Here is a 23,914-nt window from a genome sequence, read left to right on the forward strand (position 1 = left end):
TTTCGGGGGAAGGGTTTTAGGATGAAGATGATGGCGCTGAAATTCGAACTCGTCACTCCTGCTCGCCTCGAACGATCGAGCGAGGTTCACATGGTCACCGTGCCGGGAAGCGAAGGCGATTTCTCGGTGCTCGAAGGCCATGCGCCCTTTATGGCGACGCTGCGCAACGGCCCTCTGACCATCTATGCCTCGGCAGGTGGCGAGCCGGAAACGATCGAAATCGAAGGCGGCTTTGCCGAGGTCAATGAAAAGGGCCTCACCGTCCTTGCCGAACATATTGCGGGCTAAGGCCTCGCGATATCATGGGATCAAAGGGGCCTTCGGGCCCCTTTTTCATGCGGCGGGCAGCGCCCATCTTGCCCCCTTCGTCATGCCGGACTTGATCCGGCATCCACCGCCCCAGCATCTTTCGTCATTGCGAGGAGCCCGGACCCCGTCCGGGAGCCGAAGCAATCCCCTGCTATCGGCATGGCACGGACAAGGGCTGGAGATTGCTTCGCCCGGCGCTGCCGGGGTCGCAATGACGGAATTGAGAGAGGCGACAAGTCAGCCATCCTCTCGCCTGGTCCACGTCCATAAAGACTCGGGCGCCCTCAGCGCGGCATTAGGAGAATATCAAAGTTTCCAATTTATTCACCCTGTCGACTGGGGGTGGTCGGCATGGGCCGACCTGCCGCCCGGAAGGAAGATCTGAGGGCAGGACCATCATATGAGTGCATTCGGACGTCGACCCGGGACCGCAGGGCGCCCCGCCTTCGGGGTAGCCAAGCCCATGCAGGGTGGTGGGGGCTCCGCCGGCGGCGCGCAATTTCCGCCGATCGACACCCATGCTCCTTCTTCTGCCGAAGCGCCGCCGACCAATCTTCTCGCGCCCACTGAGGGCGCACCCGAACTCGAAGCGATGGACCGGCTGAACGCGCGTTCCACCGCCGAAGCGGTGGAGCCGGAAAAGGCGCAGGGCTTTGAAGCGAGCGTTCACAAGATCAAGGAACAGGTGCTCCCGCGCCTGCTCGAACGCGTCGATCCCGAAGCCGCCGCGACGCTGAGCAAGGATGAGCTGACCGAGGAATTTCGCCCCATCATCCTCGAAGTGCTCGCCGAGCTGCGCATCACGCTGAACCGCCGCGAGCAGTTCGCGCTCGAAAAAGTGCTCGTCGACGAACTGCTCGGCTTTGGCCCGCTCGAAGAATTGCTCGCCGACCCCGACATCAGCGACATCATGGTCAACGGCCCGTACCAGACCTATGTGGAGCGCAAGGGGCAACTGGTCATCGCGCCGATCCAGTTTCGCGACGAACAGCATCTTTTCCAGATCGCGCAGCGCATCTGCAACCAGGTCGGCCGCCGCGTCGACCAGACCACCCCGCTCGCCGACGCGCGTTTGAAGGATGGCAGCCGCGTCAACGTGATCGTCCCGCCGCTTTCCTTGCGCGGCACCGCCATCTCGATCCGTAAATTCTCGGCCAAGCCGATCACGCTCGACATGCTGTGTCAGTGGGGCGCGATGAGCCAGAAGATGTGCACCGCGCTGAAGATCGCGGGCGCCAGCCGCTTCAACATCGTCATCTCGGGCGGCACCGGCTCGGGCAAGACGACCATGCTCAACGCGCTGTCCAAGATGATCGACCCCGGCGAGCGCGTGCTGACGATCGAGGACGCCGCCGAGCTTCGCCTGCAACAGCCGCACTGGCTGCCGCTCGAAACGCGCCCCGCGAACCTTGAAGGAAATGGCGCGATCCACATGGGCGATCTCGTCAAGAACGCGCTGCGTATGCGTCCCGACCGCATCATCATGGGTGAGGTTCGCGGCAGCGAATGTTTCGACCTCCTCGCCGCGATGAATACGGGTCACGACGGGTCGATGTGTACGCTCCACTCGAACAGCCCGCGCGAATGCCTTGGCCGTATGGAAAATATGGTGCTGATGGGCGACATCAAGATCCCGAAGGAAGCCATTTCGAAACAGATTGCCGACTCGGTCGACCTGATCGTCCAGATCAAGCGCCTGCGTGACGGTTCGCGCCGCGTCACCAATGTCACCGAAGTGATCGGCATGGAAGGCGACGTGATCGTCACCCAGGAGCTGTTCAAGTTCGAATATCTCGACGAGGACAAGGACGGCAAGATCGTCGGCGAATATCGCTCGATGGGCCTTCGCCCCTATACGCTTGAAAAGGCACGCCAATTCGGTTTCGACCAGCCTTACCTCGAGGCCTGTCTCTAAATCCTCTGATCAACGGGCATTGCGTAACATGTGCCCCCGCGAGGGCGGGGCCCCGCCTCCTGCCATCGCTCCTCAGCTTATCCCGCCGCCGCCATGCACCCACAGCGCGAGGCTGAGCAGCGCCACCCCCGCCGAGGCAAGCGCGATCCCGCGCCATGGCATGAAGCCGACCTTGTCGACATCGCGGCGGTTGTTGCGGCGCCATTGGGCAATTTCGGCGAGGGCGAACAGCCCCGCCGACGCCGCTGCGACCGTCAGCATCGACACTTGCATCTCGGCCCTTCCCTTCGCACTATGCGCGCCCCAGCGCGGCCGGGTCCTTCGGTGCGCGCCCCTTATCTAAAAGAGGTGCCGATATGCGTCATTTCCGACCCGTTGCAATAGCCGCCATGCTGACCGCCGCCGCCGCCTGCACGGCGCCGTCGCCCAACGCCACCGCTACCGAAGCCGCCGCTTCCGCGGATGCTCTTGCCGCCGCGGTCGCCGCACCGACTCGCAGCGCGGATAACAAGCTGCGCGACAAATATCGCCATCCTGCCGAAACGCTTGCCTTTTTTGGAGTGACGGGCGGGGAAACGGTCGTCGAGCTTTGGCCCGGCGGCGGCTGGTACACCGAAATATTGGCGCCGCTCACCAAGGCGGGCGGCGGCACACTCTATGTCGCCGCGCCCTGGGAGCGCGGGCTCAACCGTATCAAAGAAAAACAAGCCGCCGACGCTGCCGCCTATGGCGCGGTGAAATTTGCCGAGTTTCCGCATGCGGGCGATAATCCCAAGGTTGCCGATGGCAGCGCCGATGTCGTGCTGACCTTTCGCAACGTCCACAACTGGCGCTTCGGTGGCACCGACAACACTGCCAATGCCTTTCAGCAAATCTATGCCATGCTGAAACCCGGCGGCGTGCTGGGCGTCGTCGAGCATCGTCTGCCCGAGGATATGGATGCGGCCCTGGAGGAAAAAAGCGGCTATATGAAGCGCTCCTCGGTGATCGCCTTTGCCGAAGCGGCCGGTTTCAAACTCGCCGATGAAAGCGACATCAACGCCAATCCCAAAGACACGCATGATTATGAAAAGGGTGTGTGGACCCTGCCTCCCGTGCTGCGCGAAGGCGAAAGAGACCGCGAAAAATACCTCGCCATCGGCGAATCGGATCGCATGACGCTGAAATTCGTAAAGCCGGCGGGCTGACGGACGGGCGGGACGAAAGCAGCCTTGTTGTGACCCGTCCCATCGAATCGATCGACCCCGCGCTGCTGCTTAGCGCTTATGCGCAGGGGCTGTTTCCCATGGCCGACGGGGCGGATGACCCGTCGGTCCATTGGGTCGAGCCCCGGTTGCGCGCCATTTTGCCGCTGGACGGCTTTCACCTGTCACGCAGCTTGCGAAAAACCATCGTTGCCGAGCGTTTCCACGTCACCGCCGACCGCGATTTTGCCGGGATCATGGCGCTTTGTGCCCAACCCGCGCCCGACCGGCCAACGACCTGGATCAATCCGCTGATCGCGGCGAGCTATCAGCGTCTTTTTCGTCTGGGCCATGCCCACAGCATCGAATGCTGGCAGGACGGCGCGCTCGTCGGCGGGCTTTATGGCGTAACGCTGGGGCGCGCCTTTTTCGGCGAATCGATGGTCAGCCGCGCGCGCGATGCGTCAAAGGTTGCGCTCGCCCATCTGGTCGCGCGGCTGCGCGCAGGCGGCTGGCGGCTGCTCGATTGCCAGTTCATCACGCCGCATCTGGCGCGGCTGGGGGCGATTGAAATCCCCCAGTCCGACTATCTGGCGCGGCTTTATTCGGTGCTGTCCGAAGGGGCGGGGGAAGGTGCGGCCTTGGGCGCGGGTGCCGATGGCGCCGCCCCTGTCTCGCCGCCCTTTGTCGCGGGCGACTGGGGCGCGCTCGATGCCTTGGGCGCCGATTTGGCGGTGTCGGATGCGGGGGCGGATCGCTCGACCAGTTCGCCGCCCGGATATGTCATCGCACAGCTTTTGACGAACACGTCGTAAATCGGATGCTCGATCACATTGCGGTCGGGCCGTTCGCGGAACAGCCAGCCTGAAAAGACGCGATACCATTGGTCGTCGCGCTGATCCTGCACGGTCAACTGGACGAAAGCGCCAGTTTCTGCCGGACTTTCCCAAGGGGGCGTCGCTTCGCAGGCGCGCAGACGCACGATGGCGCGGCCAACCCGCGTCGATTCGCCGGGCTTCATTTCCAGATCGCGGACCAGCCCGTTGCGCTTGTTAAGGAGGCCCAGCACAGCCACACGCTCGGCCATCGGCGTGACGCCCTCCAGTCCGCCCACTTCGTCGGCAATACGGTCGGACCGTGCCGCCTCCGCAGGGGTGGGGGCTGCCTTCTGTTGGTCAGTCGCGGTATCGCAAGCCGCAAGCCCCGCCGCCGCAGTCAGCGCGGTGAGGATGGCGCAGAGCCGACGACGCGATCCGGCTGCGCTCACTCGGCGCCCGGCCGCCAGGCCTCATAATCGCCGGTGGCCGCGGCGCGCTGTCCGCCGCGCTCCAGCGCTCCCGCCGGGCGATAGGCAGCAGCGCTGCCGGTCAGATTGGGGGTGGGGTCAGCAAGCCAGGGGCGCGGCGCTGGCAGGATTTCTTCGGGCAATTCGTCGAAAGTGCCGTGCAGCCAGCCGTGCCACTCGGGCGGCACCCGGCTTGCGTCGTTCGATCCATTATAAATGACCCAGCGGCGGGGGCCCTTGCGCGCGCGATAATAGCGGTTTCCGAGGCCGTCTTCGCCGACAAACTCGCCATTTTTCCAGCTGTTCAGCAGCGTACCGACGGTTGCGCCGTCCCACCAGGTGAAGATCTTGCCCAAAATGCTCATAGCGTGGGCGTTTACAGCCAGTGGGCGGGGCTTCGCAAGCGTGAAAGCCGCCCTCGTAACGGAAATTAGCGCTCTTCCCAGCGCACGCTCGCGCTTTCATCAAGGCCCAGGCGTGCGGCGGTTCCGCCAGCAAGTTCCAGAACCGCCGCCACCTCGCCGCCGCTTGCCACGGGTTCAAGCGATTCGGGGATCGTATTTTCGGCGATTCGGTCGATGCTGCCGTCGGCGCGGATAAAGATCATGTCGAGCGGGATGCGCGTATTTCGCATCCAGAAACTGGCGATACGGGGCTTTTCAAAGGGAAAGATCATTCCGCCGTCGGGCGGCAGGCTGGTGCGATACATCAGCCCGCGCTCCTGCTCTTCGGGGGTGCGCGCCACCTCGACGTTAAAGCGATGGGTTTCGTCTCCCATGACAATCGCCACCATTGCGGTCGCTTTTTCTTCGGCAGACAAAGGAGCGCCCGTTTCGCATCCGCTCAACGGCACGGCAATAATCAGCGCAAGCGCGGTCAGAATCCGGTTCATCGACAAACTGCCTTTTTGCATGCGACCAGATGGGGTGGAGGCTCGGCCTAATCCCCTGATACGTCTTCGTCCAGCGTCTCCAGCGCGCTTTCGTCGCCGGGGGCAAGAGCCAGGATGCGACGCGCCAGCGCCGGGGCGTGCCCAGCGCGGACAAAGGCGGCGACCTGCCGTTCGCGCCGGGCAGGATCCTCGGGTGCGCTGACGGCAAAGGGGCCCAGACGCCGTCGCCGTGCAAAACGCAGCGCCGCGTCGTTCGCCGCCGCCGTAGCAGTGGCGAGCGCTTCGTCGGCGTCCTCTTGTGCGATTCCGTCGATACGCAATTGCATTTCAACCCGCCGCGGCCCCAGTCCGCGGCGGGTCAGCGCGCTCCCGCGCATCGCGGCATATTGGCGATCATCCAGAAAGGCGAGCCGTTCCATCTTGTCGACGGCCGCCTCGGCCGCCATCATCGGGTCGCTATCTTCAACCCATTCCGATTCATATATTTTTCGGTGAAGATAACGCGCCAACTTGCCTTTTGAAGTCGCATATCGCGCGACATAGGAAAGCGCCAGCTCGTGGAGGCGGGCTGCGTCCAAAGGCTTTCTGGATCGGTCGGATCGAGCGCGGCGGTTGGCCATATGCCATGTTTATGCCACAGTCGGGCCCGATTGAGAACGACCAGAACCGCCATATGGGTCGCAAAGCCCGCAAAATGGCCTGTTCGTTTCAAATAACATAGGGATCGCAGACGGTATCCATGACTCCGAAAGATGACATGATTGTTGCCGCGCGGCCCATTTCCCGGGATCAAGCACCGCTTATGACCGATAAAATCGCACCCGCCGCCGATGCTCTGGCGTCGACGCCGACCCAATGTCCCCAGCCGCGCCGTTTTTCGGACTTCGCCACCGTGGGCGAAGCGCTCGATTATGCGGCCAGCGGAACGCGCGGGCTGAATTTTCATGATCCGCGTGGGCGCCTTGTGCGCGCCTATCCCTATAGCGAGCTGAAGACCGATGCGCTCGACGCCGCCTATCGCCTGGTCGCCGCCGGCGTGAAGCCCAGCGACCGCATCGCGCTGATCGCCGAAACCGGCCCTGAATTTGCCGCGCTTTTCTTTGGCGCCATCTATGCCGGTGCCTGGCCGGTGCCGCTGCCGCTGCCGACCAGCTTCGGCGGGCGTGACAGCTATGTCGGGCAGCTGATGGTCCAGCTGGAAAGCTCTGATCCCACCATGCTCTTCTTCCCGCCCGAAATCGCCGCCATGGCGAGCGAGGCGGCCGAAGCGCGCGGGGTCGCCCCGATGGACTGGAGCGTCTTTGCCGAAAATGCCGCCGTCCCCACGGCGCTTCCCGAACAGAAAAGCGACGAAACCTGCTATCTGCAATATAGCAGCGGCTCGACCCGCTTCCCGCACGGCGTTGCGGTCACCCACGCCGCCTTGCTCAACAATTTGTCGGCGCATTCGCACGGCATGAAGCTGCAGGACAGCGACCGCTGCATTTCCTGGCTTCCTTGGTATCATGACATGGGCCTCGTCGGCTGCCTCCTCTCGCCCGTAGCCAACCAGGTATCGGTCGATTATCTGAAGACCGAGGATTTCGCGCGGCGTCCGCTCGCCTGGCTCGACCTCATCAGCCGTAATCAGGGTACGACGCTCAGCTATTCGCCGACCTTCGGCTATGATATTTGCGCGCGCCGCATTTCCAGTCAGACCAATGTCGCTGAACGCTTTGACCTGTCGCGCTGGCGCGTCGCGGGCAATGGCGCCGACATGATCCGCCCCGATGTCATGCAAAGCTTTGTCGATGCCTTTGCCGATGCGGGCTTTCAGGCAAGCGCCTTTCTGCCCAGCTATGGCTTGGCCGAAGCGACGCTGGCGGTCAGCATCATGCCGCCGGGCGAAGGCATTGTCGTCGAACTGGTCGAGGAAACCGAATTGTCGGGCGGCGATGGCGATGCCGATCGGCCGACACGTTACCGCGCGATCGTCAATTGCGGCAAGGCCGTGAAAGACATGACGATCGAGGTGCGCGACGAAAGCGGCAATGTGCTGCCCGATCAGACGGTCGGCAAGATCTGGTGCACCGGCCCTTCGCTGATGACCGGCTATTATCGCGATCCCGAAGCGACCGAGGCGTGCATGAAGGATGGCTGGCTCGACACGGGCGACATGGGTTATTTGTCCGATGGCTATGTCTATATCGTCGGCCGGGCGAAAGACATGATCATCATCAACGGCAAGAATCACTGGCCGCAGGATATTGAATGGGCGGTCGAACAGCTTCCGGGGTTCAAGTCGGGCGATATTGCCGCCTTTGCCATCACCGCGCCCGGCGGCGAGGAAACCCCCGCGGTGCTCGTCCAATGCCGCACCAGCGACGAGGCTGAACGCGCCGTGCTGCGCGAAGCGATTCGCGAACGGGTGCGCGCGATCACCGGCATGAACTGCCTGATCGAACTGATCCCGCCGCGCACCTTGCCGCGCACCAGTTCGGGTAAACTCAGCCGGTCAAAGGCGCGCGCGCAATATCTTGCCGGGGAAATCAGGCCGCTGCCCATCGCGGCCTAGAACAGGTCGCCATCTTCACATTGGCGACCCATCCTCACCCCACCGCCGCCGGGGGTTGGCGGCATTGGGGGAGGTAAAGGGCGTTAGTTTTCGGCAACCAAAAAGTAATGCGCGGTTACATTCGGGTAACCCGCGCGCGCTAGAGGGACAGGGTGAAGAGCCTGTTGACCGATTCTCTGGCTGCCGATGACATAAGCGTGCCGATGCTGTTGGGATTGCACAAGCACCGCGAAAATCTCGGCAATTTGCTCCAGCTTCAACTCGCCCCCTTGCGCGGGCGCGGGCGGCTGCGCCTGTGGATGGGCGTCGGCATGGCGCTGGTCGCTGCGCTGACCATGGTCGGACGACTGTCACCAGTGATTCTCGGCGGCTGGCTCGCCCTCGCGCTCGCTTTCAGCCTCTGGTCTTATGGGGCGATCCGCGCCTTGCCGCTGGGGGATCCCAAATTTTCGGGTCTGAATCAGGCCCGGCTGTGCAATCGCCATGCCCTTTACAGCGCTGCACTTTGGTCGACGCCCTTCTGGCTCCACGGCTGGACGCCGCCTGTTGATCATGTGCTGTCGATGTGGACCATCGCTTTGTTGATGATGTTGGTTTTGGCCATGGTCGCGCACAGCCTGCCCTTGGCTTGCGCGGCTTTTATTCTGCCCGTCAGCCTGACCGCCTCTTTGGCTCTGGTGCGCGCCGACGCGCCGCAGCTGGCCGCTGTGGCCTTGGTGGCGGGTTTTTTGCTCTGCGCCTTTTGCATTCGCTTTGCGCAAACGCATATCCGCATTCGCCGCGCCGAAGAGACTTTGCGCGAAAAGAGCGAGACCGTCAGTCTGCTGCTGCGCGAATTTGAAGAAACGTCGGCGGACTGGTTGTGGGAAACCGATAATGCCCGGCGGCTGGTTCATGTTTCCCCGCGCCTCGCCCATGCCTTGGGCGCCTCGGCAGAAGCGCTGGAGGGGGTGCCGCTGATGCAGGCCTTATCGGGCGATGCCTGGGAAAGCGGACAGTTCCCCAAGGCGCTGCACGATATCGCCGAAAAGATGAAGCGGCGCGAAAGCTTCTCCAACCTGATCGTTCCTGTTTCCATCGACGGCAAACCGCGCTGGTGGGAATTATCGGCTTCGCCCCGGCTCGACGAGCGCGGGAAGTTTCTGGGATTTCGCGGTGTCGGCTCTGATGTCACCGAACAACATGCCACGGCTGAACAAATTGCGCGGATGGCTCGGTTTGATAATCTTACCGGTCTGCCTAACCGGCTTAGCCTGAATGAGGATCTGGCCAAGGCGCTGAAACAGGCGATTGCCGCCAAGTCGCGCTGCGCGATGCTGATGATCGATCTCGACCGGTTCAAGGCGGTCAATGACACGCTGGGCCATCCGATGGGCGATAAATTGCTGGCGCAGGTGGCGGCGCGGCTGAAGGCGCTGATGGGGCGCGGCATGACCTGCGGCCGGCTGGGCGGCGACGAATTTGCCGTGGTGCTGCACAATATCGCCTCGCCGCAGGAGGCCGAAGCGCTGGGCGAACAGATTATCGAGGCGATCAGCCGCCCCTATGTTGTCGACAATCACCAGCTTTTCGTCGGTGCCAGCATCGGCTTTGCCATCGGCCCGCAGGACGGGGCGACCGTCGAAACGCTGACGCGCAACGCCGACCTTGCGCTCTATAAATCCAAGGACAAGGGCGGCAACCGCGTCGCCGCCTATGTCGCATCGCTCCACGCCCAGGCCGAGGAACGGCGGGTGATGGAACAGGAATTGCGCGGCGCGCTTGAGCGCAATGAGTTCGAACTGCATTACCAGCCCGTCGTCACCGCCGATGCCGGGGTGCTCAACGGGTTCGAGGCCTTGCTGCGCTGGAACAACAAAAATCTGGGCAAGGTTTCGCCCGGCCGTTTCATCCCGCTGGCTGAGGATGCGCGGCTGATCGGTCCCATCGGCGAATGGGTGCTGCGAACTGCCTGCCGCGAAGCGATGCGCTGGCCGTCCAATCTGAAGGTGGCGATCAACGTGTCCGCCGAACAATTGACCGACCCCAATTTCGCCGCGGTCGTCGTCTCCGCTTTGGGACAGAGCGGCCTGCCCCCGCAGCGGCTGGAGATTGAGGTGACCGAAAGCGTTTTCCTGCGCGATGGCGGCGGTGCGGCGCAGCTTCTGAACCAGCTGATCGGCCTGGGCATCCGCCTCAGCCTCGATGATTTCGGCACCGGCTATTCGGCGCTGGGCTATCTTCGCAAGACGCAATTTTCGACGATCAAGGTCGACCGCAGCTTCGTCGTCGCGGCGGCGCAGGGCAGCACCGAATCCATCGCGATCATCCGCGCGGTCGTTGCGCTCGCCGACAGCCTGGGCATGTCGACCACGGCCGAAGGGGCCGAGAATGAGGCAGAGGTCCAAACGCTCCGTGACCTTGGGTGCAGCAATATTCAGGGCTATTATTATGGCCGCCCGATGCCCGCCGCCGATGTGCTGGGCCTGTTCCGCGCGCCGCCCGAACAGATTATCGCCGCCGCCTGATTCGCGTGGGCGCTCAGGCCGCGCTTTCTTCCGCGCGATGAAGCGAAGGCTGCAGGCGGCAAATGGTTGGCGCTGCACAAAAGTTCCGCCGTTCACCGCGCCCGTCCGTCGATTCGCCGCGTGGCGGTGGCGATTGCTACCGTCGGTGGCAAACAGGAAACTGATCTGAAAGACAGGTTGGGGGTCGCCACCATGTTCGCCAATATTATCCGCAGCGTCCTTGCGGCGTCGGCTTTGCTTCTGTCCACCGTGCTGATCAGCGATCCGGCGGCGGCGCGTGGCTATCTGCAGTGCGTCCCCTTTGCCCGCGCCGAATCGGGTATCGAAATTTACGGCAATGCCCGCACCTGGTGGGCGCAGGCGGCGTCCGATTATGGGCGCGGATCGGCCCCGCGCGAAGGCGCGGTGATGGCCTTTTCCGGCACGCGGTCCATGCCCCATGGCCATGTCGCCGTGGTCAAGAAGATAGTGAACGACCGCGAAATCCTGATCGACCATGCCAATTGGTCGCCGATCAACGGGCGCCGCGGCCAGATCGAGCGCAATGTGCGCGTCGTCGATGTCAGCGATGCCGGGGACTGGAGCGCGGTGCGCGTCTGGTATGCCCCGATTGGCGCGCTGGGCCGCCGGGTCAATCCGGTGCAGGGCTTTATCTATGGCGAAGGCGATGCCGCCCCCGAAAACGCCGCGCCGCAGCGCCCCGCGCTTGAGCGGCCGATCTGGACCAAGAATGACTGGAGCCCCGGCAACGGCCTCGAACGCGTCGTCGCCTCGCTCGGCAACTGATCCGGAAAATTATTCGCTTCCGCCCCTCCCGCGCCAAGGGGGGAGGGGGGAAGGGTAAGGCTCAGCCTTCGTCGCCGTCGCCTGTCGCCGCCGCTGCCTTGTCGTCGGCATCGTCGGCGTCGGCCGCGCTATCTTCGAACCAGGCCTCGACCTCGCCCGACAGCTTGATCGTCATCGGCTGGCCGAAACGATCCTTCGACTTGCCCGCCGCCACGCGAATCCAGCCTTCCGAAATCGAATATTCCTCGACATCGGTGCGCTCCTTGCCCTTGAAGCGGATGCCGATACCGCGCTGCAGCACCTCCATGTTGAAATGGGGCGAACGCGGGTTGGTCGACAGGCGATCGGGGGGCGTATCGGTCATAAATCAGCTTTCAACAAAATGATGCCGCGGCCCTAGCGGCGCCCCATGGCCGCCGTCAATATTTAGTGGGGTGGGCGCAGCCCCCATATAATAAAGGCTCAAGGCCGCTTCAGCCTTCAGCGCGCGATCACCGGCGATGAGCGGTGAGGACGGTTAAGATCGAGTTTCCTCCTTGATTCAACCTAAGTGCGTGATGGCTTTCTGACGTTCGGGGACAAGAAAATATTCCATGTCTCGATTCCCGAAAGAAGCTCGATAAATGCCTTTATCTCGCCGAACTGCAAAATGGCCGCGGGCAAGTCATGGTCTTCCAGAATGGAAACCGAAACATATTCGTGCCAGCAATGATCGGCGTCGGTAGGGCTAGCTTGGTCCCAGCGATATAATCGGCCACAAAGAGAGGGCAGACCAAGCTGTTCAGCGATAAAGTATCTGCCGTCATCCAGCTTTTGAAATGCTCTATGCCACGTCTCGGGTGAGGCGCGGCCAGCTAAAGCCACTTGGCCGAATGCCTTGTGATTATCTGCATCGCGATACAGATATTCGAATAGGGTCCAAACCATCGACGCCCCACATTTCGGGAATCCAACACCTTAAAAAAGAGTGTTCCAGTATAATTCCAAATCTGGAACGCCTTCCAAGGATCGGTCCGATCTGGAAGAAATTGCTCACCACGCCTTAGCGCAGCGATGCGCGATAGCTTGTGGGCTGGAGCGCAAGAAATTCTTCCAGCGGCGGTCGCAACTCAAAGCCGCTCGGCTTCGTCGAGAAGTCATGCAACCGCATCAGCCGGAAGGCGTCCGGGCGTTCCTCGCTAAACAAACGCTCATTCTCGCTTACGTAAAACGGCGTTTTGGCAGGTCCATTGGTGGTTTTTACCTCGATTAAGCGAGGCGACCCATTGGCGGCAAAGGACGCAATGTCGTATCCAGCCCCGTCGCCGCGTTCTTGCGAGGTCCATTCGACCTTTCGCGCCAAATCGTCGCGACCCGCCGCAATTAGCGCTTCGCGTTCATGATGAAAGACCATCTCCTCGCCGCTGCGACCCAAGCGACGGTTTCGTTCATCCCGCGCGGCCGGGTCGAATTTCCGGACGAGACGCTCAAGCGCGTCTGTCGTCTTCCTATCTTCTGGCGAAATTGTTGGCGCTGGGCCAATCCACAAAGCTGGACGTGAGCGGACGGCTTCATTGGCTGAGGCGTCGGACGACAATGATTGCGTTTTCGCATCGTTTGCAATGTGGCGCTCGATAGCGGCGATCAAGCTGCCCTGAAAATTGGCAAGAGGTGCATATCCTTTGATGCGCGGGAGGCCGAGGCGCTCAAGAACCGCGCTAATGTTCATATGCTTATACTCGATTGATTTTTTCGAGCGCCCGATCAGCTCGGCTAAAGTTTGATTATGATGCGACTTAACGAACGGTTGGCCAGTCAACTCCTTCGTCAGCATGGCAAAGTAATCGGCAACGACCATATCGTTCTCAGCGTCCGACCACGCTGTGCCTTCCTGCCCCTTGCTCATCCCTCTATCATACTGAAATTAAATCAACGGCAAAGCGATATGCTCACCCAATCTCCCGCCATTCCCCCAACCCCAAATCCCCTATCTCCCATTCCCCTATCCGCCAGCGCACTAGTCGCAGCGTGGGAAAGTCGACTGCCGCCGTCATGCGCCGAACCTGGCGGTTGCGGCCTTCGGTGATGGTGAGTTTGATCCAAGCGTCGGGCACGCTTTTGCGGTATCGCACCGGGGGCACGCGGTCCCATAGCGGGGGCGGGGCGATGCGGCGGGCGGTGGCGGGGCGGGTTGGGCCGTCTTTCAGCGTGACGCCGCGGCGCAGCGCTTCAAGGGCGGCCTCGTCCGGCTCGCCCTCGACCTGCACCAGATAGGTTTTGGGCAGCTTGTGCCGGGGCGATGCGATCCGCGCCTGCAGCGCGCCATCGTCGGTCAGGATCAGCAGGCCTTCGCTGTCGCGGTCCAGCCGCCCGGCGGGATAGACGCCGGGGACGTCGATATAGTCGGACAGGGTCGCGCGCGCCGTCTCGCTGCCGCGATCGGTGAATTGCGACAATACGCCATAGGGTTTGTTGAACAGGAGCAGGCGGGTCAACGGGGGCGTCCTTGGTTGGCGGAAAGCTGGCTGTAGCTGTTGGGGGCGCGGGGAGTCGAGATGGGTGGACGCATGGGGGCGCCATAGGAGGGCGTGGGGGCCATGCGTGTCTCGACTTCGCTCGACACGAACGGGAAGGGGGCTCGCACATCGGGAATGGGGAGGGTGTCGGGGCTGGGGAGGCGCATCTTAGGGCTGGGGCGAGCAAATCAGGCGTGGGAAGCGAGGTGAAGGTGGGGGGACGGTGGGGGCAATTGGTGTGGCTCTTTTGGCAATCACCGTCTGCCTTGTCTTTCGCTGGCGTGTTTTTTGTTTCGCACAAAGACACGAAGCCACGAAGAAGAAGGCTCGTGCCGAAAGGCCCCTTTTCCCTTTCAACGGGGCGGCGGGCGGCTTAGCTCTAAAGGAAAAGCCGCTTCGCGGCCTGTCAGCGATCTTTGTGGCTTTGTGGCTTTGTGCGAAACAATTTTGCGCCGTTCCGGGGTGGGACAGGATCAGGCGGGTCAACGGGTCGTTCCTTGCATGGCCTGTCGCCTCCCTCTTCCTTCGTCACCCCGGACTTGATCCGGGGTCGATGACTTCAGCGCTGTGATGGATCCCGGGTCAAGCCCGGGATGACGAAGGCGGGGAAACGACTGGAACAAGGCGTCAAAAAGAAAGGGGCGACCATCGCTGGCCGCCCCATTGATCTTAGGCCGCTTCCTTCTTGCGGCTGGCTTTTTTGCGCTCATGCGGGTCGAGGATCGCCTTGCGGAGGCGGATGTTCGCCGGGGTCACTTCGACCATTTCATCATCGTCGATATAGGCGATGGCCTGTTCCAGCGTCATGCGCCGGGGCGGGGTCAGGCGGATGGCGTCATCCTTGCCGGTCGAGCGGAAGTTGGTGAGCTGCTTCGACTTCATCGGGTTGACTTCCAGATCCTCGGGCTTGGCATTTTCCCCGATGATCATCCCTTCATACAGCGCCTCGCCCGGCGATACGAACAGGATGCCGCGATCTTCGAGCGGGCCAAGCGCATAGGCGACCGCCTCGCCATTGCCGTTGGAGATGAGGACGCCATTTTTGCGGCCTTCGATCACGCCCTTGTACGGGCCATATTTTTCGAACAACCGGTTCATCATGCCGGTGCCGCGCGTGTCGGACAGAAATTCGCCATGATAGCCGATCAGGCCGCGCGACGGGCCGCTGAAGGTGATGCGCGTCTTGCCGCCGCCCGAGGGGCGCATGTCGGTGAGCTCGGCCTTGCGGATCTGCATCTTTTCAACGACCGTGCCCGAATGTTCGTCATCAACGTCGATGACGACGGTTTCATAAGGTTCGGTGCGCTCGCCATTTTTGTCGGTCTGGAACAGGACGCGCGGGCGGCTGATCCCGAGTTCAAAGCCTTCGCGGCGCATCGTTTCGATGAGCACGCCCAGCTGAAGCTCGCCGCGGCCGGCGACTTCGAAACTGTCCTTGTCGGCGCTTTCGGTGATGCGGATCGCGACATTGGTTTCGGCTTCGCGCAGCAGGCGGTCGCGGATCATGCGGCTCGTCACCTTGCTGCCCTCGCGGCCCGCCATCGGCGAATCATTGACGGCAAAGCGCATCGACAGCGTCGGCGGGTCGATGGGCTGGGCGGCAATGGGTTCGCTGACGCTGGGGTCGGCGATGGTGTTGGCGACGGTGGCCTGGGTCAGCCCGGCGATGGCGACGATGTCGCCCGCGCGGGCTTCCTCGACCGGCACGCGGTCCAGCCCGCGAAAGGCGAGCAGCTTTGACGCGCGGCCGCTTTCGATCACCTTGCCGTCGCGGTCGAGCGCGTGGATCGGCTGGTTGACCTTGATCGTCCCCGACTGGACGCGCCCGGTCAGCACGCGGCCGATGAAATTGTCGCGGTCGAGCAGGGTGGCAAGGAAGCTGAAAGGGCCGTTCTCGTCGAGGCCGGGGGAGGGAACATGGCTGACGATCGTCTTGAACAAGGGCTCCAGCGTGCCTTCGCGCACATCGGGATTGTCGCCAGCGAAACCGCCGCGGCCCGAGGCGTAAAGAATGGGGAAATCAAGCTGCTCGTCGCTGGCTTCGAGCGCGAGGAAGAGTTCGAACACTTCGTCGAGCACTTCGGCGGGGCGCGCATCGCTGCGGTCGATCTTGTTGACGACGACAATGGGCTTGAGGCCGAGCGCCAGCGCCTTGCCGGTCACGAACTTGGTCTGCGGCATCGGGCCTTCGGCCGAATCGACGAGCAGGATGACGCCGTCGACCATCGACAGGATGCGCTCCACCTCGGCGCCGAAATCGGCGTGGCCCGGCGTGTCGACGATGTTGATGCGCGTCGTATCGGCGCCTTCGCCCCATTCGACGCTGGTGCATTTCGCGAGAATGGTGATCCCGCGTTCCTTTTCCAGATCGTTGGAATCCATTGCGCGTTCGTCGACACGCTGGTTGTCGCGGAAGGTGCCGGACTGGCGGAAAAGCTGGTCGACAAGAGTGGTTTTGCCATGATCGACGTGCGCGATGATGGCGATATTGCGCAAAGACATGCGGGATAAGCCTTGATGTTTGGAGTGCGGAGCGATGCGCGCCGCGGAACGCCGCGCCCCTATCAGACAGACTGGTGCAGCGCAACAAAAAGCCGGACGGGGGATAAGGGCGGGGGATAAAGGGGGGGCGATGGGGCCGCAACCGCCGGACATTTTGCCCAAGTTCGCGGGCTGGCAAAGCTATGATATGAACCCCTGCATCACCGGGACGCCCTGGCGCCCGCAATCGACGGGGGACTTATATGGACAGCCTCGACCCCCTGATGCTCGCGCGCATTCAATTTGCCGCGAATATCAGCTTTCACATTCTTTTCCCGGCCATCACCATTGCGCTCGGCTGGGCGCTGCTGGGCTTCAAGATCGCCTATAATCGCACGGGCAAGGAGGCGTGGATGGACGCCTATCGCCTGTGGGTGAAGGTGTTCGCGCTCAGCTTTGCGATGGGGGTCGTCTCGGGCGTAACGATGAGCTTTCAGTTCGGCACCAACTGGCCGGGCTATATGGAAAAGGTCGGCAATGTCGCCGGGCCGCTGCTCGCTTATGAAGTGCTGACCGCCTTTTTCCTTGAGGCGGTGTTCCTCGGCATCATGCTCTTTGGCTTTCGCCGCGTTCCCGGCTGGGTGCATACGCTGGCGACCTTCCTCGTGGCGGCGGGCACCACCCTGTCGGCCTTCTGGATATTGGCGCTCAACAGCTGGATGCAGACCCCGGCGGGCTATGAATTACGCGATGGCGTGGTCCATGCGACCGACTGGTGGGCGATCATCTTCACCCCGTCCTTCCCCTATCGCCTCGCGCATATGCTGCTCGCCTCGGCGCTGACCGTCGCCTTTCTGATTGCGGGAATGAGCGCGTGGCGCTGGCTGAAGGATGGCGGCGGCGAAGGGGTCAGGCGCTCGATGAAGGCCGCCGTCTATGCCGCCGCGCTGCTGATCCCGGTGCAGATTTTCGTCGGCGACCTGCACGGGCTCAACACGCTGGAGCATCAGCCGCAAAAGGTCGCGGCGATGGAGGCCAATTGGGAAACGGGCGCGCATGTGCCGCTGGTGCTTTTTGCGCTTCCCGATGAAGAAGCGCGCACCAATCATCTGGAAATCGCCATTCCGTCGGGCGCCAGCCTGATCCTGCGCCATGACCCGGCGGGCGTCGTTCCCGGCCTCAATGATTATCGGGGCGATCACCCGCCGGTCGCGCCGCTCTTCTGGGGCTTTCGTATCATGGTCGGCATCGGGGTGCTGATGCTGGCGACCGCCTGGATCGCGGCGTGGACGATCCGGCGGCGCGGCGTCGATGCGCTGCCGCGCTGGATCGCGCGGCTGCTCGTCGCCATGACCTTTTCGGGTTGGGTCGCGACGCTCGCGGGCTGGTATGTCACCGAAATCGGCCGCCAGCCCTGGCTGGTCTCGGGCGTGCTGCGCACCGCCGATGCCGTGGGGCCGATCGGCGCGGGCATGGTGGCAAGCTCGCTTATCGCCTATCTTGCCGTCTATGCGATATTGCTGATCGCCTATGTCGCGGTGCTCTACCGCCTCGCCCAGCTGGGGAAGGCGGGGCCGGACATAAAGCCGATGTTCCCCCTTCCGCGTGCATTGCATGGCAGCGCGCGGCGGCAGGAGAAAAGCGCATGACGCCCTTTATCGACCCCTGGTGGCTGCCGGTCATTTTCGCCGGGCTGATGGGCCTGTCGATCCTCCTCTATGTCATCCTCGATGGCTATGATCTGGGGGTGGGCATGTTGTCCCCACTGGCAGAGGGGGAGGATCGCGACCTGATGGTCGCCTCCATCGGCCCCTTTTGGGACGCGAATGAAACCTGGCTGGTGCTGGGCATCGGGCTGCTGCTCGTTGCCTTTCCCGTGGCGCACGGGCTGATCCTCACCCAGCTCTACCTGCCCGTGGTGCTGATGCTGATCGCGCTGATCCTGCGCGGGGTCGCCTTTGAATTTCGCGCCAAGGCGCCGCCCGGGCACAAGCCGCATTGGGACCGCGCCTTTTTCGCCGGTTCGCTGCTCACCGCGCTGACGCAGGGCTATATGCTCGGCGCCTATGTGCTGGGTTTTGACCAGAGCCTTGCGGCGGTCGGCTTCTGCCTGCTCTCGGCGCTCGGCCTTGCCGCGGGCTATATTTTCGTCGGCGCCTGCTGGCTGATCTACAAGGCCGAGGGCGATCTGCAGCGCCGCGCGGCGCGCTGGGCGGAGGTGACGCTATGGCTCACCGCGCTGTCGATGGCGATCATCTCCATTGCCACCCCGCTCCTGTCAGAGCGCATCTTCGACCGCTGGTTCCGCCTGCCTGAAATCATCGCGCTCTTGCCGATCCCGATCAGCGCCGCGACCCTGTTCATCGGCCTTGCAATTTTCCTGCGCCGTCCCCCGCGCAAGGATGATGCCCTCGCCTGGGTGCCGCTGGCGGCGGCGGGCATCCTCTTCGCGCTGGGCTTTGTCGGCATCGCCTACAGCTTCTATCCCTATCTGATCGCCGACCGGCTCGATATCTGGCAGGCCGCGGCGAGCGCGGAATCGCTGACGATCATCCTGATCGGTGCGCTGTTCGTATTGCCGGTGATCCTCGGCTATTCGATCCTCGCCCACTGGATATTTCGCGGCAAGGCAACGCACCTCAGCTATGAATGAAAGGCGCCGCCGGGGATCCCGCGGCAAGGATTGAGCCGCCGCACCAAGGGGAGGACAGGCGGGTCAAAGCGCGCTATCACCCCGCCATGCGCGAAAAGGAATTGCGGTTCGCCCTCGTCTGTTACGGAGGGATCAGCCTGGCGGTTTATATGCATGGCGTCACCAAAGAGGTGTGGCGGCTGGCCACTGCTTCGCGCGCCTTTCATGATGGCGAAGCGGTCGATGGGGTCGGTGCCGTTTACCGCGACCTGATGGCGGCGATGCTGGCGAAAAGCGGAGTAAGGCTGCGCGTCCTGGCCGATATTATCGCCGGTGCGAGCGCGGGCGGGATCAACGGCATTTTTCTCGCGCGGGCTATCGCCACCGGCCAGTCGCTCGACCCCCTCACCGATTTATGGCTGCGCAATGCCGATGTCGACAATCTGCTCGACCCCGATGCGCGCCCCTTGTCGCGCTTCACTAAATTCTGGGCGGTGCCCCTCGCCGGATGGATGATGAAAAAGCGCGGCAACAATATCGACCGCACCGTGGGCGTCGCCGCGCAGGATGAGGTGCGCGCCAAATTGTCGCGCTTTGTGCGCGCGCGCTGGTTCGAACCGCCCTTTGGCGGTGCGACCTTTTCAAACCTGCTTCTGGATGCGTTCGACGCAATGGATGCAGGGCCGCGCGGACCGGCGCTCGTCCCGGCAGGACAGCCGGTTGATCTGTTCGTTTCGGTCACCGATTTTGCGGGGCACAGCACGACGCTGCGGCTCAACAGCCCGCCGATTGTTACCGAGCAGGAACATCGGCTGATCCTCCATTTCCAGCAGGACGGCCGCGCCGGCACGCGGATCGACGATGTGCCGGGGCTGGCGACGGCCGCGCGGGCGACGGCGAGTTTTCCCGGTGCCTTCCCCCCTTTCACCCTGCGCGAAATCGACCGGGTGCTGGCGCGGCGCAAGATCAACTGGGCGGAGCGCGATGCTTTCTTGCGCGCCCAAATCCCGGCTGTCCCCGATGGCGAGCGCGCTGACCGGGTTCTGATCGACGGGTCGGTGCTCGCCAATGCGCCCTTTCGCCCCGCCATCGCCGCGCTCAAACAGCGCCCCGCGCGGCGCGAGATCGACAGGCGGTTCGTTTATATCGACCCCAAGCCCGATTATCGCTCGATCAGCTTTGGCCGCCCGGGGGAAGCCGTGGAAACGAGCGGGGAGGGACGCGCGCTCCCCGGCTTTCTGCCCACTATTTTGGGCGCCCTGTCCGAGATTCCGCGCGAACAGCCGATTCGCGAGAATGTCGAGGCGATCGAAGATATGTCGCGCCGCATCCGGCGGATGCAGCATATCGTCGATGCGATGAAGGTCGAGGTGGAGGAACAGGTCGCCGCGCTGTTCGGCACCACCTTCTTCCTCGATTCGCCGACCGCCGCGCGCCTCGCCAAATGGCGGGGCAAGGCGCAGGAGCAGGCGGCGGTGCGCGCGGGCTTTGCCTATGCGCCCTATGGTCACCTCAAATTGTCGGCGACGGTCGAGACGCTGTTCGCGCTGATCGAACGCCTGTCCCCCTCGGACGAGGAGGGGGAGCGCGCCATCCGGCGCCTTCGCCTGTGGGAAGAGGTGCGCGCGCGCGGCCTCGACCGGATATCGGGCAAGCGCGGCCTGGGCGCCAACGAAGAAGCCATCGGTTTTTTCCAGCAGCATGACCTCAGTTTCCGTATTCGCCGCCTGCGCTTTCTGGCGCGCGAACTCGATGCCGTGGAAGCGCGGCGCGAAGGGCAGGACCCCGCGTGTGAGCGGATGCGCACCGCCGTCTTTACCGCACTGGGCCTTTATGCCGAACGCGAGGGCGATAAATGGTTTGCTGATCTGCCGCTGTCCGATCCGGACCAGGCATCGCCCGGCGAATGGCTCGATGCCATCGCAGAGCGGCGCGACCTGTCCCAGGCCGACCGCGCCGCTGATCAATTGCTTGCCGACGCGCTGGCGGCGCTTCCCAAGGAAGATCGGCGCGCGCTGCTGCTCGCCTATCTCGGCTATCCCTTTTACGACATAGCGACTTTGCCCCTGCTTCAGGGCGAGGGATATGACGAGTTTGACCCGATCAAGATCGACCGCATCTCGCCTTCGGATGCGACGGCGATCTGCACCGGTGGTGCGGCGGCGATGCTGAAAGGGATTGAGTTCAACAGCTTTGGCGCCTTTTTCAGCCGCGCTTACCGCGAGAATGATTATCTGTGGGGACGGCTGCACGGCGCCGACCGGCTGATCGATATTGTCGCATCGAGTGTGACGGGCGAAGGCGCGCTGGATAGCCAGGAACGCGCCGCGCTCAAACGCCGCGCCTTTCATGCCATATTGGACGAGGAAGCAGGCCGCCTGCCGCGCATTGCAGCGTTGATCGACGAATTGCGCGGCGAAATTGATCCGGCGGACGAAAGGGGAGCTTGAGATCAGGCGGCAGAAGCGCCGTTCTCCGCCGCTTCCTCTTCCACTTGTTCCGCTTCTTCTGCGGCGTCGGCGGGCGCTCTCTCATCGGCGCTGCTGTTGTAGATGGCGGCCACAAAAGCATCGGCGGAGATAAAGCCGTCCGCCACCTCATAGGGCGCAGCGGGGTTGTCCGCCTGAATCTCGGCAAGGCTGCGGCCTGCCGCCTTCGCCTCTTCCACCGCGCCGATCACCTTGGCGAGCATGTCGCGATAGGCGGTGAGGTCGGCGCGCGTTGCGAGGGGGCCATGGCCGGGGATGATGCGGCTGCCTTCATCGGCGCGTTCCAGCGCCTTTTCGACCGCCGCGAGCAGGCCGCGCGCCGATCCGCCGCTTTCCAGGTCGATAAAGGGGAGGGTGGTTTTGTGGAAGAAAATGTCCCCCATGTGCAGGACATTCGCCCTTTCCCAATGGAGAATGGAATCGCCGTCGGTGTGCGCGTTCGGCGCGTGGATGATGTGGAGATCATCATCGTTGAAGCGCAGCGTCATCGCATCCGAATAGGTGATGCGGGGCAGCGCTTCGTCGGGCCGGGGCAGCACCTGCTTTCCGCGGTGCATCTGCCCGGCGCCAAGCCGCTGGCGCACCTTTTCCTGGGCGATGATCACCGCACCGTTCATCGCAAAACTTTCGTTTCCGCCTGTATGGTCGGCGTGCCAATGGGTGTTGACCAGCCATTTGGCGGGGTCGGCGCCCAGTCTTTCGGTCGCCGCCATCAGCCGCGCGGCGAGCGGCGCGAACTGGCTGTCGACCATCAGCGTCCCGTCGGTTCCATAATGGACGGCAACATTGCCGCCCGCGCCGCTGATCATCGCGATGCCGGGGGCGAGGATCTCGCTTTCGATCGCGACCTCTTTCCAATTATTCTGGGCGATAGCGGGCGCCGCGCTGCAAAGGGTGACGGCGAGAAACAGGCTACGGAGCATCATTTCGCCTTTCACAACAACAGATGGAGCGAGGCTAGCGAAGCGGATGCCGGTTGAAAAGCGGCTCTGGTACGCAATCTCCCGCGACCAGGCGGCATGGGCTGTCATTTGCGAGGCCGCCCGGATGCCATCGGGGCGAAGCCAGTCCTGCTATCATGGGCGCAGGTGGGGGCTGGGGATTGCTTCCCCCGGCTTCGCCGGGTTCGCAATGACATTTGCCGTGGGGAAGGGGGGCGCCCGTTCAAACCGGGATGACGGCAAGGGGAATTTTCGCCACCGTCAGTCGGTCAAATCTTCCCACATATCCTTGATACGCCCGAAAAAGCCCTGGCTCGCGGGGCATTCTTCGCCGGTTTCGGTCTCGCGAAATTCGCGCAGCAATTCCTTCTGCCGCGCCGAAAGGCGGGTCGGGGTTTCGACGTCGATCTGGACGACGAGATCGCCATGGCCGCGCCCGTTGAGCACGGGCATGCCCGCGCCGCGCTGGCGAAGCTGTTTGCCCGACTGAATGCCCGCCGGGATATGGATCACATGTTTCTGGCCGTCGAGGCCGGGGATGACAATTTCTCCGCCCAGCGCGGCGGTGGTGAAACTGATCGGCGCGCGGGTGAACAAAGTCGTGCCCTCGCGCTCGAACAATTTGTGCCGCGCCATGTGGAGGAAGATATAAAGGTCGCCGGGTGCCGCGCCGCGCGCGCCGCTTTCGCCTTCGCCCGACAGGCGGATGCGCGTGCCTTCATCGACCCCGGCGGGGATGTTGACGGTCAGCGTCTTGCGGCGGTCGACCCGCCCTTCGCCAAGGCAGGTGCCGCAAGGGTCGGCGATAACCTCGCCCGCGCCCTGGCAGGTGGGGCAGACGCGCTCGACCATGAAAAAGCCCTGCTGCGCGCGCACCTTGCCATAGCCTGCACAGGTGGAGCAGCGGTTGGTGCTGGTGCCGGGCTTGGCCCCCGATCCGTCGCACGCATCGCAGCGCGCGGCGACATCGACGTCGATCTCGCGGGTGCAGCCGGTGAAGGCATCCTCCAGCCGGATTTCCATGTCATAGCGCAAATCGGCGCCGCGCGCGGGGCCGCGCTGCTGCCGCCCGCCGCCAAAGGCCGAGCCGAAGATCGATTCGAAAATATCGCCAATGTCGCCGAAATCGCCGCCGCCCGGCCCGCCCGCGCCGCCAAAGCCGCCATTTTTGAAGGCGTCCTTGCCGAACCGGTCATAGGCCGCGCGCTTTTGCGGGTCCTTCAGGCAGTCATAGGCTTCGTTGATCGCCTTGAAGCGCGCCTCGCTGTCGCTGCACCCCGGATTGCGATCGGGGTGATATTGCATCGCCAGCTTGCGATAGGCGGACTTCAGCGTCTTGTCGTCGGCGCTGCGGTCGACCTGCAGCAGTTCATAATAGTCGATGTCGAGCGACATGCTTCAAAGCCCCTTCTTCAACCCGTCACCCCGGCGGGGGCCGGGGCCG

The 23,914-nt window shown here is 63.2% G+C and carries 21 protein-coding genes and 1 pseudogene; 10 read left to right on the plus strand and 12 right to left on the minus strand.

What is annotated here, in order from left to right; genetic code table 11:
- The first annotated feature begins 30 nt into the window (after window positions 1-30).
- Both JV18_RS0111185 and JV18_RS0111190 read left to right on the plus strand, forming a co-directional pair.
- Window positions 31-288 (plus strand): ATP synthase F1 subunit epsilon, encoded by a 258-nt coding sequence (locus JV18_RS0111185; protein WP_033075277.1) that lies wholly within the window; start codon window positions 31-33, stop codon window positions 286-288.
- Between the two features lie 421 nt (window positions 289-709).
- Complete coding sequence (locus JV18_RS0111190) at window positions 710-2,224, plus strand: CpaF family protein (protein ID WP_033074553.1); 1,515 nt, start codon at window positions 710-712, stop codon at window positions 2,222-2,224.
- 72 nt (window positions 2,225-2,296) lie between these two features.
- Here the strand turns inward: JV18_RS0111190 and JV18_RS0111195 are convergent, their stop codons facing one another.
- Window positions 2,297-2,497, minus strand: a complete 201-nt coding sequence (locus JV18_RS0111195; protein ID WP_033074554.1) for a hypothetical protein — start codon at window positions 2,495-2,497, stop codon at window positions 2,297-2,299.
- A gap of 83 nt (window positions 2,498-2,580) precedes the next feature.
- Here JV18_RS0111195 and JV18_RS0111200 point away from each other — a divergent pair, with 83 nt between their 5' ends.
- The gene (locus tag JV18_RS0111200; RefSeq protein WP_033074555.1) at window positions 2,581-3,411 is read left to right on the plus strand and encodes a class I SAM-dependent methyltransferase; all 831 of its coding nucleotides are present in this window, start codon (window positions 2,581-2,583) and stop codon (window positions 3,409-3,411) included.
- A 41-nt stretch (window positions 3,412-3,452) separates the two neighbouring features.
- Complete coding sequence (gene aat, locus JV18_RS0111205) at window positions 3,453-4,223, plus strand: leucyl/phenylalanyl-tRNA--protein transferase (RefSeq protein ID WP_033075278.1); 771 nt, start codon at window positions 3,453-3,455, stop codon at window positions 4,221-4,223.
- Window positions 4,224-4,258: 35 nt separating this feature from the next.
- On the opposite strand, the pseudogene JV18_RS15065 reads toward aat, so the two are convergent.
- The 4 genes and pseudogenes from JV18_RS15065 to JV18_RS0111225 form a co-directional block, all read right to left on the minus strand.
- Window positions 4,259-4,495, minus strand: a pseudogene (locus tag JV18_RS15065) (DUF2155 domain-containing protein); the annotation flags it as partial.
- A 176-nt stretch (window positions 4,496-4,671) separates the two neighbouring features.
- Window positions 4,672-5,058, minus strand: a complete 387-nt coding sequence (locus JV18_RS0111215; protein ID WP_033074556.1) for an NADH:ubiquinone oxidoreductase subunit NDUFA12 — start codon at window positions 5,056-5,058, stop codon at window positions 4,672-4,674.
- Between the two features lie 65 nt (window positions 5,059-5,123).
- Complete coding sequence (locus JV18_RS0111220) at window positions 5,124-5,585, minus strand: DUF192 domain-containing protein (RefSeq protein WP_033074557.1); 462 nt, start codon at window positions 5,583-5,585, stop codon at window positions 5,124-5,126.
- A 47-nt stretch (window positions 5,586-5,632) separates the two neighbouring features.
- On the minus strand, window positions 5,633-6,094 hold the full coding sequence (locus JV18_RS0111225; RefSeq protein WP_235303181.1) for a RecX family transcriptional regulator: 462 nt from the start codon (window positions 6,092-6,094) through the stop codon (window positions 5,633-5,635).
- A gap of 293 nt (window positions 6,095-6,387) precedes the next feature.
- On the opposite strand from JV18_RS0111225, the gene JV18_RS0111230 reads away from it, so the two are divergent.
- The 3 genes from JV18_RS0111230 to JV18_RS0111240 all read left to right on the plus strand — a co-directional run bounded on the left by JV18_RS0111230 (window position 6,388) and on the right by JV18_RS0111240 (window position 11,432).
- Complete coding sequence (locus JV18_RS0111230; RefSeq protein WP_033075280.1) at window positions 6,388-8,139, plus strand: fatty acyl-AMP ligase; 1,752 nt, start codon at window positions 6,388-6,390, stop codon at window positions 8,137-8,139.
- 203 nt (window positions 8,140-8,342) lie between these two features.
- On the plus strand, window positions 8,343-10,646 hold the full coding sequence (locus tag JV18_RS0111235) for a putative bifunctional diguanylate cyclase/phosphodiesterase (RefSeq protein WP_443027794.1): 2,304 nt from the start codon (window positions 8,343-8,345) through the stop codon (window positions 10,644-10,646).
- Window positions 10,647-10,712: 66 nt separating this feature from the next.
- Complete coding sequence (locus JV18_RS0111240) at window positions 10,713-11,432, plus strand: CHAP domain-containing protein (protein ID WP_443027781.1); 720 nt, start codon at window positions 10,713-10,715, stop codon at window positions 11,430-11,432.
- A gap of 61 nt (window positions 11,433-11,493) precedes the next feature.
- Here JV18_RS0111240 and JV18_RS0111245 read toward each other — a convergent pair whose 3' ends face one another.
- From JV18_RS0111245 to typA, 5 genes are all read right to left on the minus strand, one after another.
- Window positions 11,494-11,796 carry a DUF3297 family protein gene (locus JV18_RS0111245; RefSeq protein ID WP_033074560.1) on the minus strand — a complete coding sequence of 101 codons (303 nt, stop codon included), beginning with the start codon at window positions 11,794-11,796 and terminating at the stop codon, window positions 11,494-11,496.
- 182 nt (window positions 11,797-11,978) lie between these two features.
- Entirely contained in the window at window positions 11,979-12,359 is a 381-nt protein-coding gene (locus tag JV18_RS0111250; protein WP_033074561.1) for a hypothetical protein, read from the minus strand.
- Between the two features lie 115 nt (window positions 12,360-12,474).
- The gene (locus JV18_RS0111255) at window positions 12,475-13,317 is read right to left on the minus strand and encodes a DUF3883 domain-containing protein (RefSeq protein WP_033074562.1); all 843 of its coding nucleotides are present in this window, start codon (window positions 13,315-13,317) and stop codon (window positions 12,475-12,477) included.
- Between the two features lie 43 nt (window positions 13,318-13,360).
- Complete coding sequence (locus JV18_RS0111260) at window positions 13,361-13,906, minus strand: pseudouridine synthase (protein WP_033074563.1); 546 nt, start codon at window positions 13,904-13,906, stop codon at window positions 13,361-13,363.
- Window positions 13,907-14,596: 690 nt separating this feature from the next.
- The gene (gene typA / locus JV18_RS0111265) at window positions 14,597-16,429 is read right to left on the minus strand and encodes a translational GTPase TypA (RefSeq protein WP_033074564.1); all 1,833 of its coding nucleotides are present in this window, start codon (window positions 16,427-16,429) and stop codon (window positions 14,597-14,599) included.
- 242 nt (window positions 16,430-16,671) lie between these two features.
- Here typA and JV18_RS0111270 point away from each other — a divergent pair, with 242 nt between their 5' ends.
- The 3 genes from JV18_RS0111270 to JV18_RS0111280 all read left to right on the plus strand — a co-directional run bounded on the left by JV18_RS0111270 (window position 16,672) and on the right by JV18_RS0111280 (window position 21,490).
- Entirely contained in the window at window positions 16,672-18,057 is a 1,386-nt protein-coding gene (locus tag JV18_RS0111270) for a cytochrome ubiquinol oxidase subunit I (RefSeq protein ID WP_033074565.1), read from the plus strand.
- Window positions 18,054-19,061 (plus strand): cytochrome d ubiquinol oxidase subunit II, encoded by a 1,008-nt coding sequence (locus JV18_RS0111275; RefSeq protein WP_033074566.1) that lies wholly within the window; start codon window positions 18,054-18,056, stop codon window positions 19,059-19,061. The genes JV18_RS0111270 and JV18_RS0111275 overlap by 4 nt, the downstream gene beginning before the upstream one ends.
- 86 nt (window positions 19,062-19,147) lie before the next feature.
- Window positions 19,148-21,490, plus strand: a complete 2,343-nt coding sequence (locus tag JV18_RS0111280; protein WP_033075282.1) for a patatin-like protein — start codon at window positions 19,148-19,150, stop codon at window positions 21,488-21,490.
- Window positions 21,491-21,492: 2 nt separating this feature from the next.
- Here the strand turns inward: JV18_RS0111280 and JV18_RS0111285 are convergent, their stop codons facing one another.
- Complete coding sequence (locus JV18_RS0111285) at window positions 21,493-22,455, minus strand: MBL fold metallo-hydrolase (protein ID WP_052071926.1); 963 nt, start codon at window positions 22,453-22,455, stop codon at window positions 21,493-21,495.
- Between the two features lie 276 nt (window positions 22,456-22,731).
- Window positions 22,732-23,865: a molecular chaperone DnaJ gene (dnaJ, locus tag JV18_RS0111290; RefSeq protein ID WP_033074567.1), complete on the minus strand. Its 1,134-nt coding sequence runs from the start codon at window positions 23,863-23,865 to the stop codon at window positions 22,732-22,734.
- Window positions 23,866-23,914: the final 49 nt, after the last annotated feature.

The organism is Sphingopyxis sp. MWB1, from assembly GCF_000763945.1.
In the GTDB taxonomy this organism is placed as follows: domain Bacteria; phylum Pseudomonadota; class Alphaproteobacteria; order Sphingomonadales; family Sphingomonadaceae; genus Sphingopyxis.

Bases quoted from the DNA above. Each gene is read 5' to 3' on its own strand.
- JV18_RS0111185 (WP_033075277.1), top strand. From the start codon at position 31: ATGGCGCTGAAATTCGAACTCGTCACTCCTGCTCGCCTCGAACGATCG.
- JV18_RS0111190 (WP_033074553.1), top strand. From the start codon at position 710: ATGAGTGCATTCGGACGTCGACCCGGGACCGCAGGGCGCCCCGCCTTC.
- JV18_RS0111195 (WP_033074554.1), bottom strand. From the start codon at position 2,497: ATGCAAGTGTCGATGCTGACGGTCGCAGCGGCGTCGGCGGGGCTGTTC.
- JV18_RS0111200 (WP_033074555.1), top strand. From the start codon at position 2,581: ATGCGTCATTTCCGACCCGTTGCAATAGCCGCCATGCTGACCGCCGCC.
- JV18_RS0111215 (WP_033074556.1), bottom strand. From the start codon at position 5,058: ATGAGCATTTTGGGCAAGATCTTCACCTGGTGGGACGGCGCAACCGTC.
- JV18_RS0111220 (WP_033074557.1), bottom strand. From the start codon at position 5,585: ATGAACCGGATTCTGACCGCGCTTGCGCTGATTATTGCCGTGCCGTTG.
- JV18_RS0111230 (WP_033075280.1), top strand. From the start codon at position 6,388: ATGACCGATAAAATCGCACCCGCCGCCGATGCTCTGGCGTCGACGCCG.
- JV18_RS0111235 (WP_443027794.1), top strand. From the start codon at position 8,343: ATGCTGTTGGGATTGCACAAGCACCGCGAAAATCTCGGCAATTTGCTC.
- JV18_RS0111245 (WP_033074560.1), bottom strand. From the start codon at position 11,796: ATGACCGATACGCCCCCCGATCGCCTGTCGACCAACCCGCGTTCGCCC.
- JV18_RS0111250 (WP_033074561.1), bottom strand. From the start codon at position 12,359: ATGGTTTGGACCCTATTCGAATATCTGTATCGCGATGCAGATAATCAC.
- JV18_RS0111255 (WP_033074562.1), bottom strand. From the start codon at position 13,317: ATGAGCAAGGGGCAGGAAGGCACAGCGTGGTCGGACGCTGAGAACGAT.
- typA (WP_033074564.1), bottom strand. From the start codon at position 16,429: ATGTCTTTGCGCAATATCGCCATCATCGCGCACGTCGATCATGGCAAA.
- JV18_RS0111270 (WP_033074565.1), top strand. From the start codon at position 16,672: ATGGACAGCCTCGACCCCCTGATGCTCGCGCGCATTCAATTTGCCGCG.
- JV18_RS0111275 (WP_033074566.1), top strand. From the start codon at position 18,054: ATGACGCCCTTTATCGACCCCTGGTGGCTGCCGGTCATTTTCGCCGGG.
- JV18_RS0111280 (WP_033075282.1), top strand. From the start codon at position 19,148: ATGCGCGAAAAGGAATTGCGGTTCGCCCTCGTCTGTTACGGAGGGATC.
- JV18_RS0111285 (WP_052071926.1), bottom strand. From the start codon at position 22,455: ATGATGCTCCGTAGCCTGTTTCTCGCCGTCACCCTTTGCAGCGCGGCG.
- dnaJ (WP_033074567.1), bottom strand. From the start codon at position 23,865: ATGTCGCTCGACATCGACTATTATGAACTGCTGCAGGTCGACCGCAGC.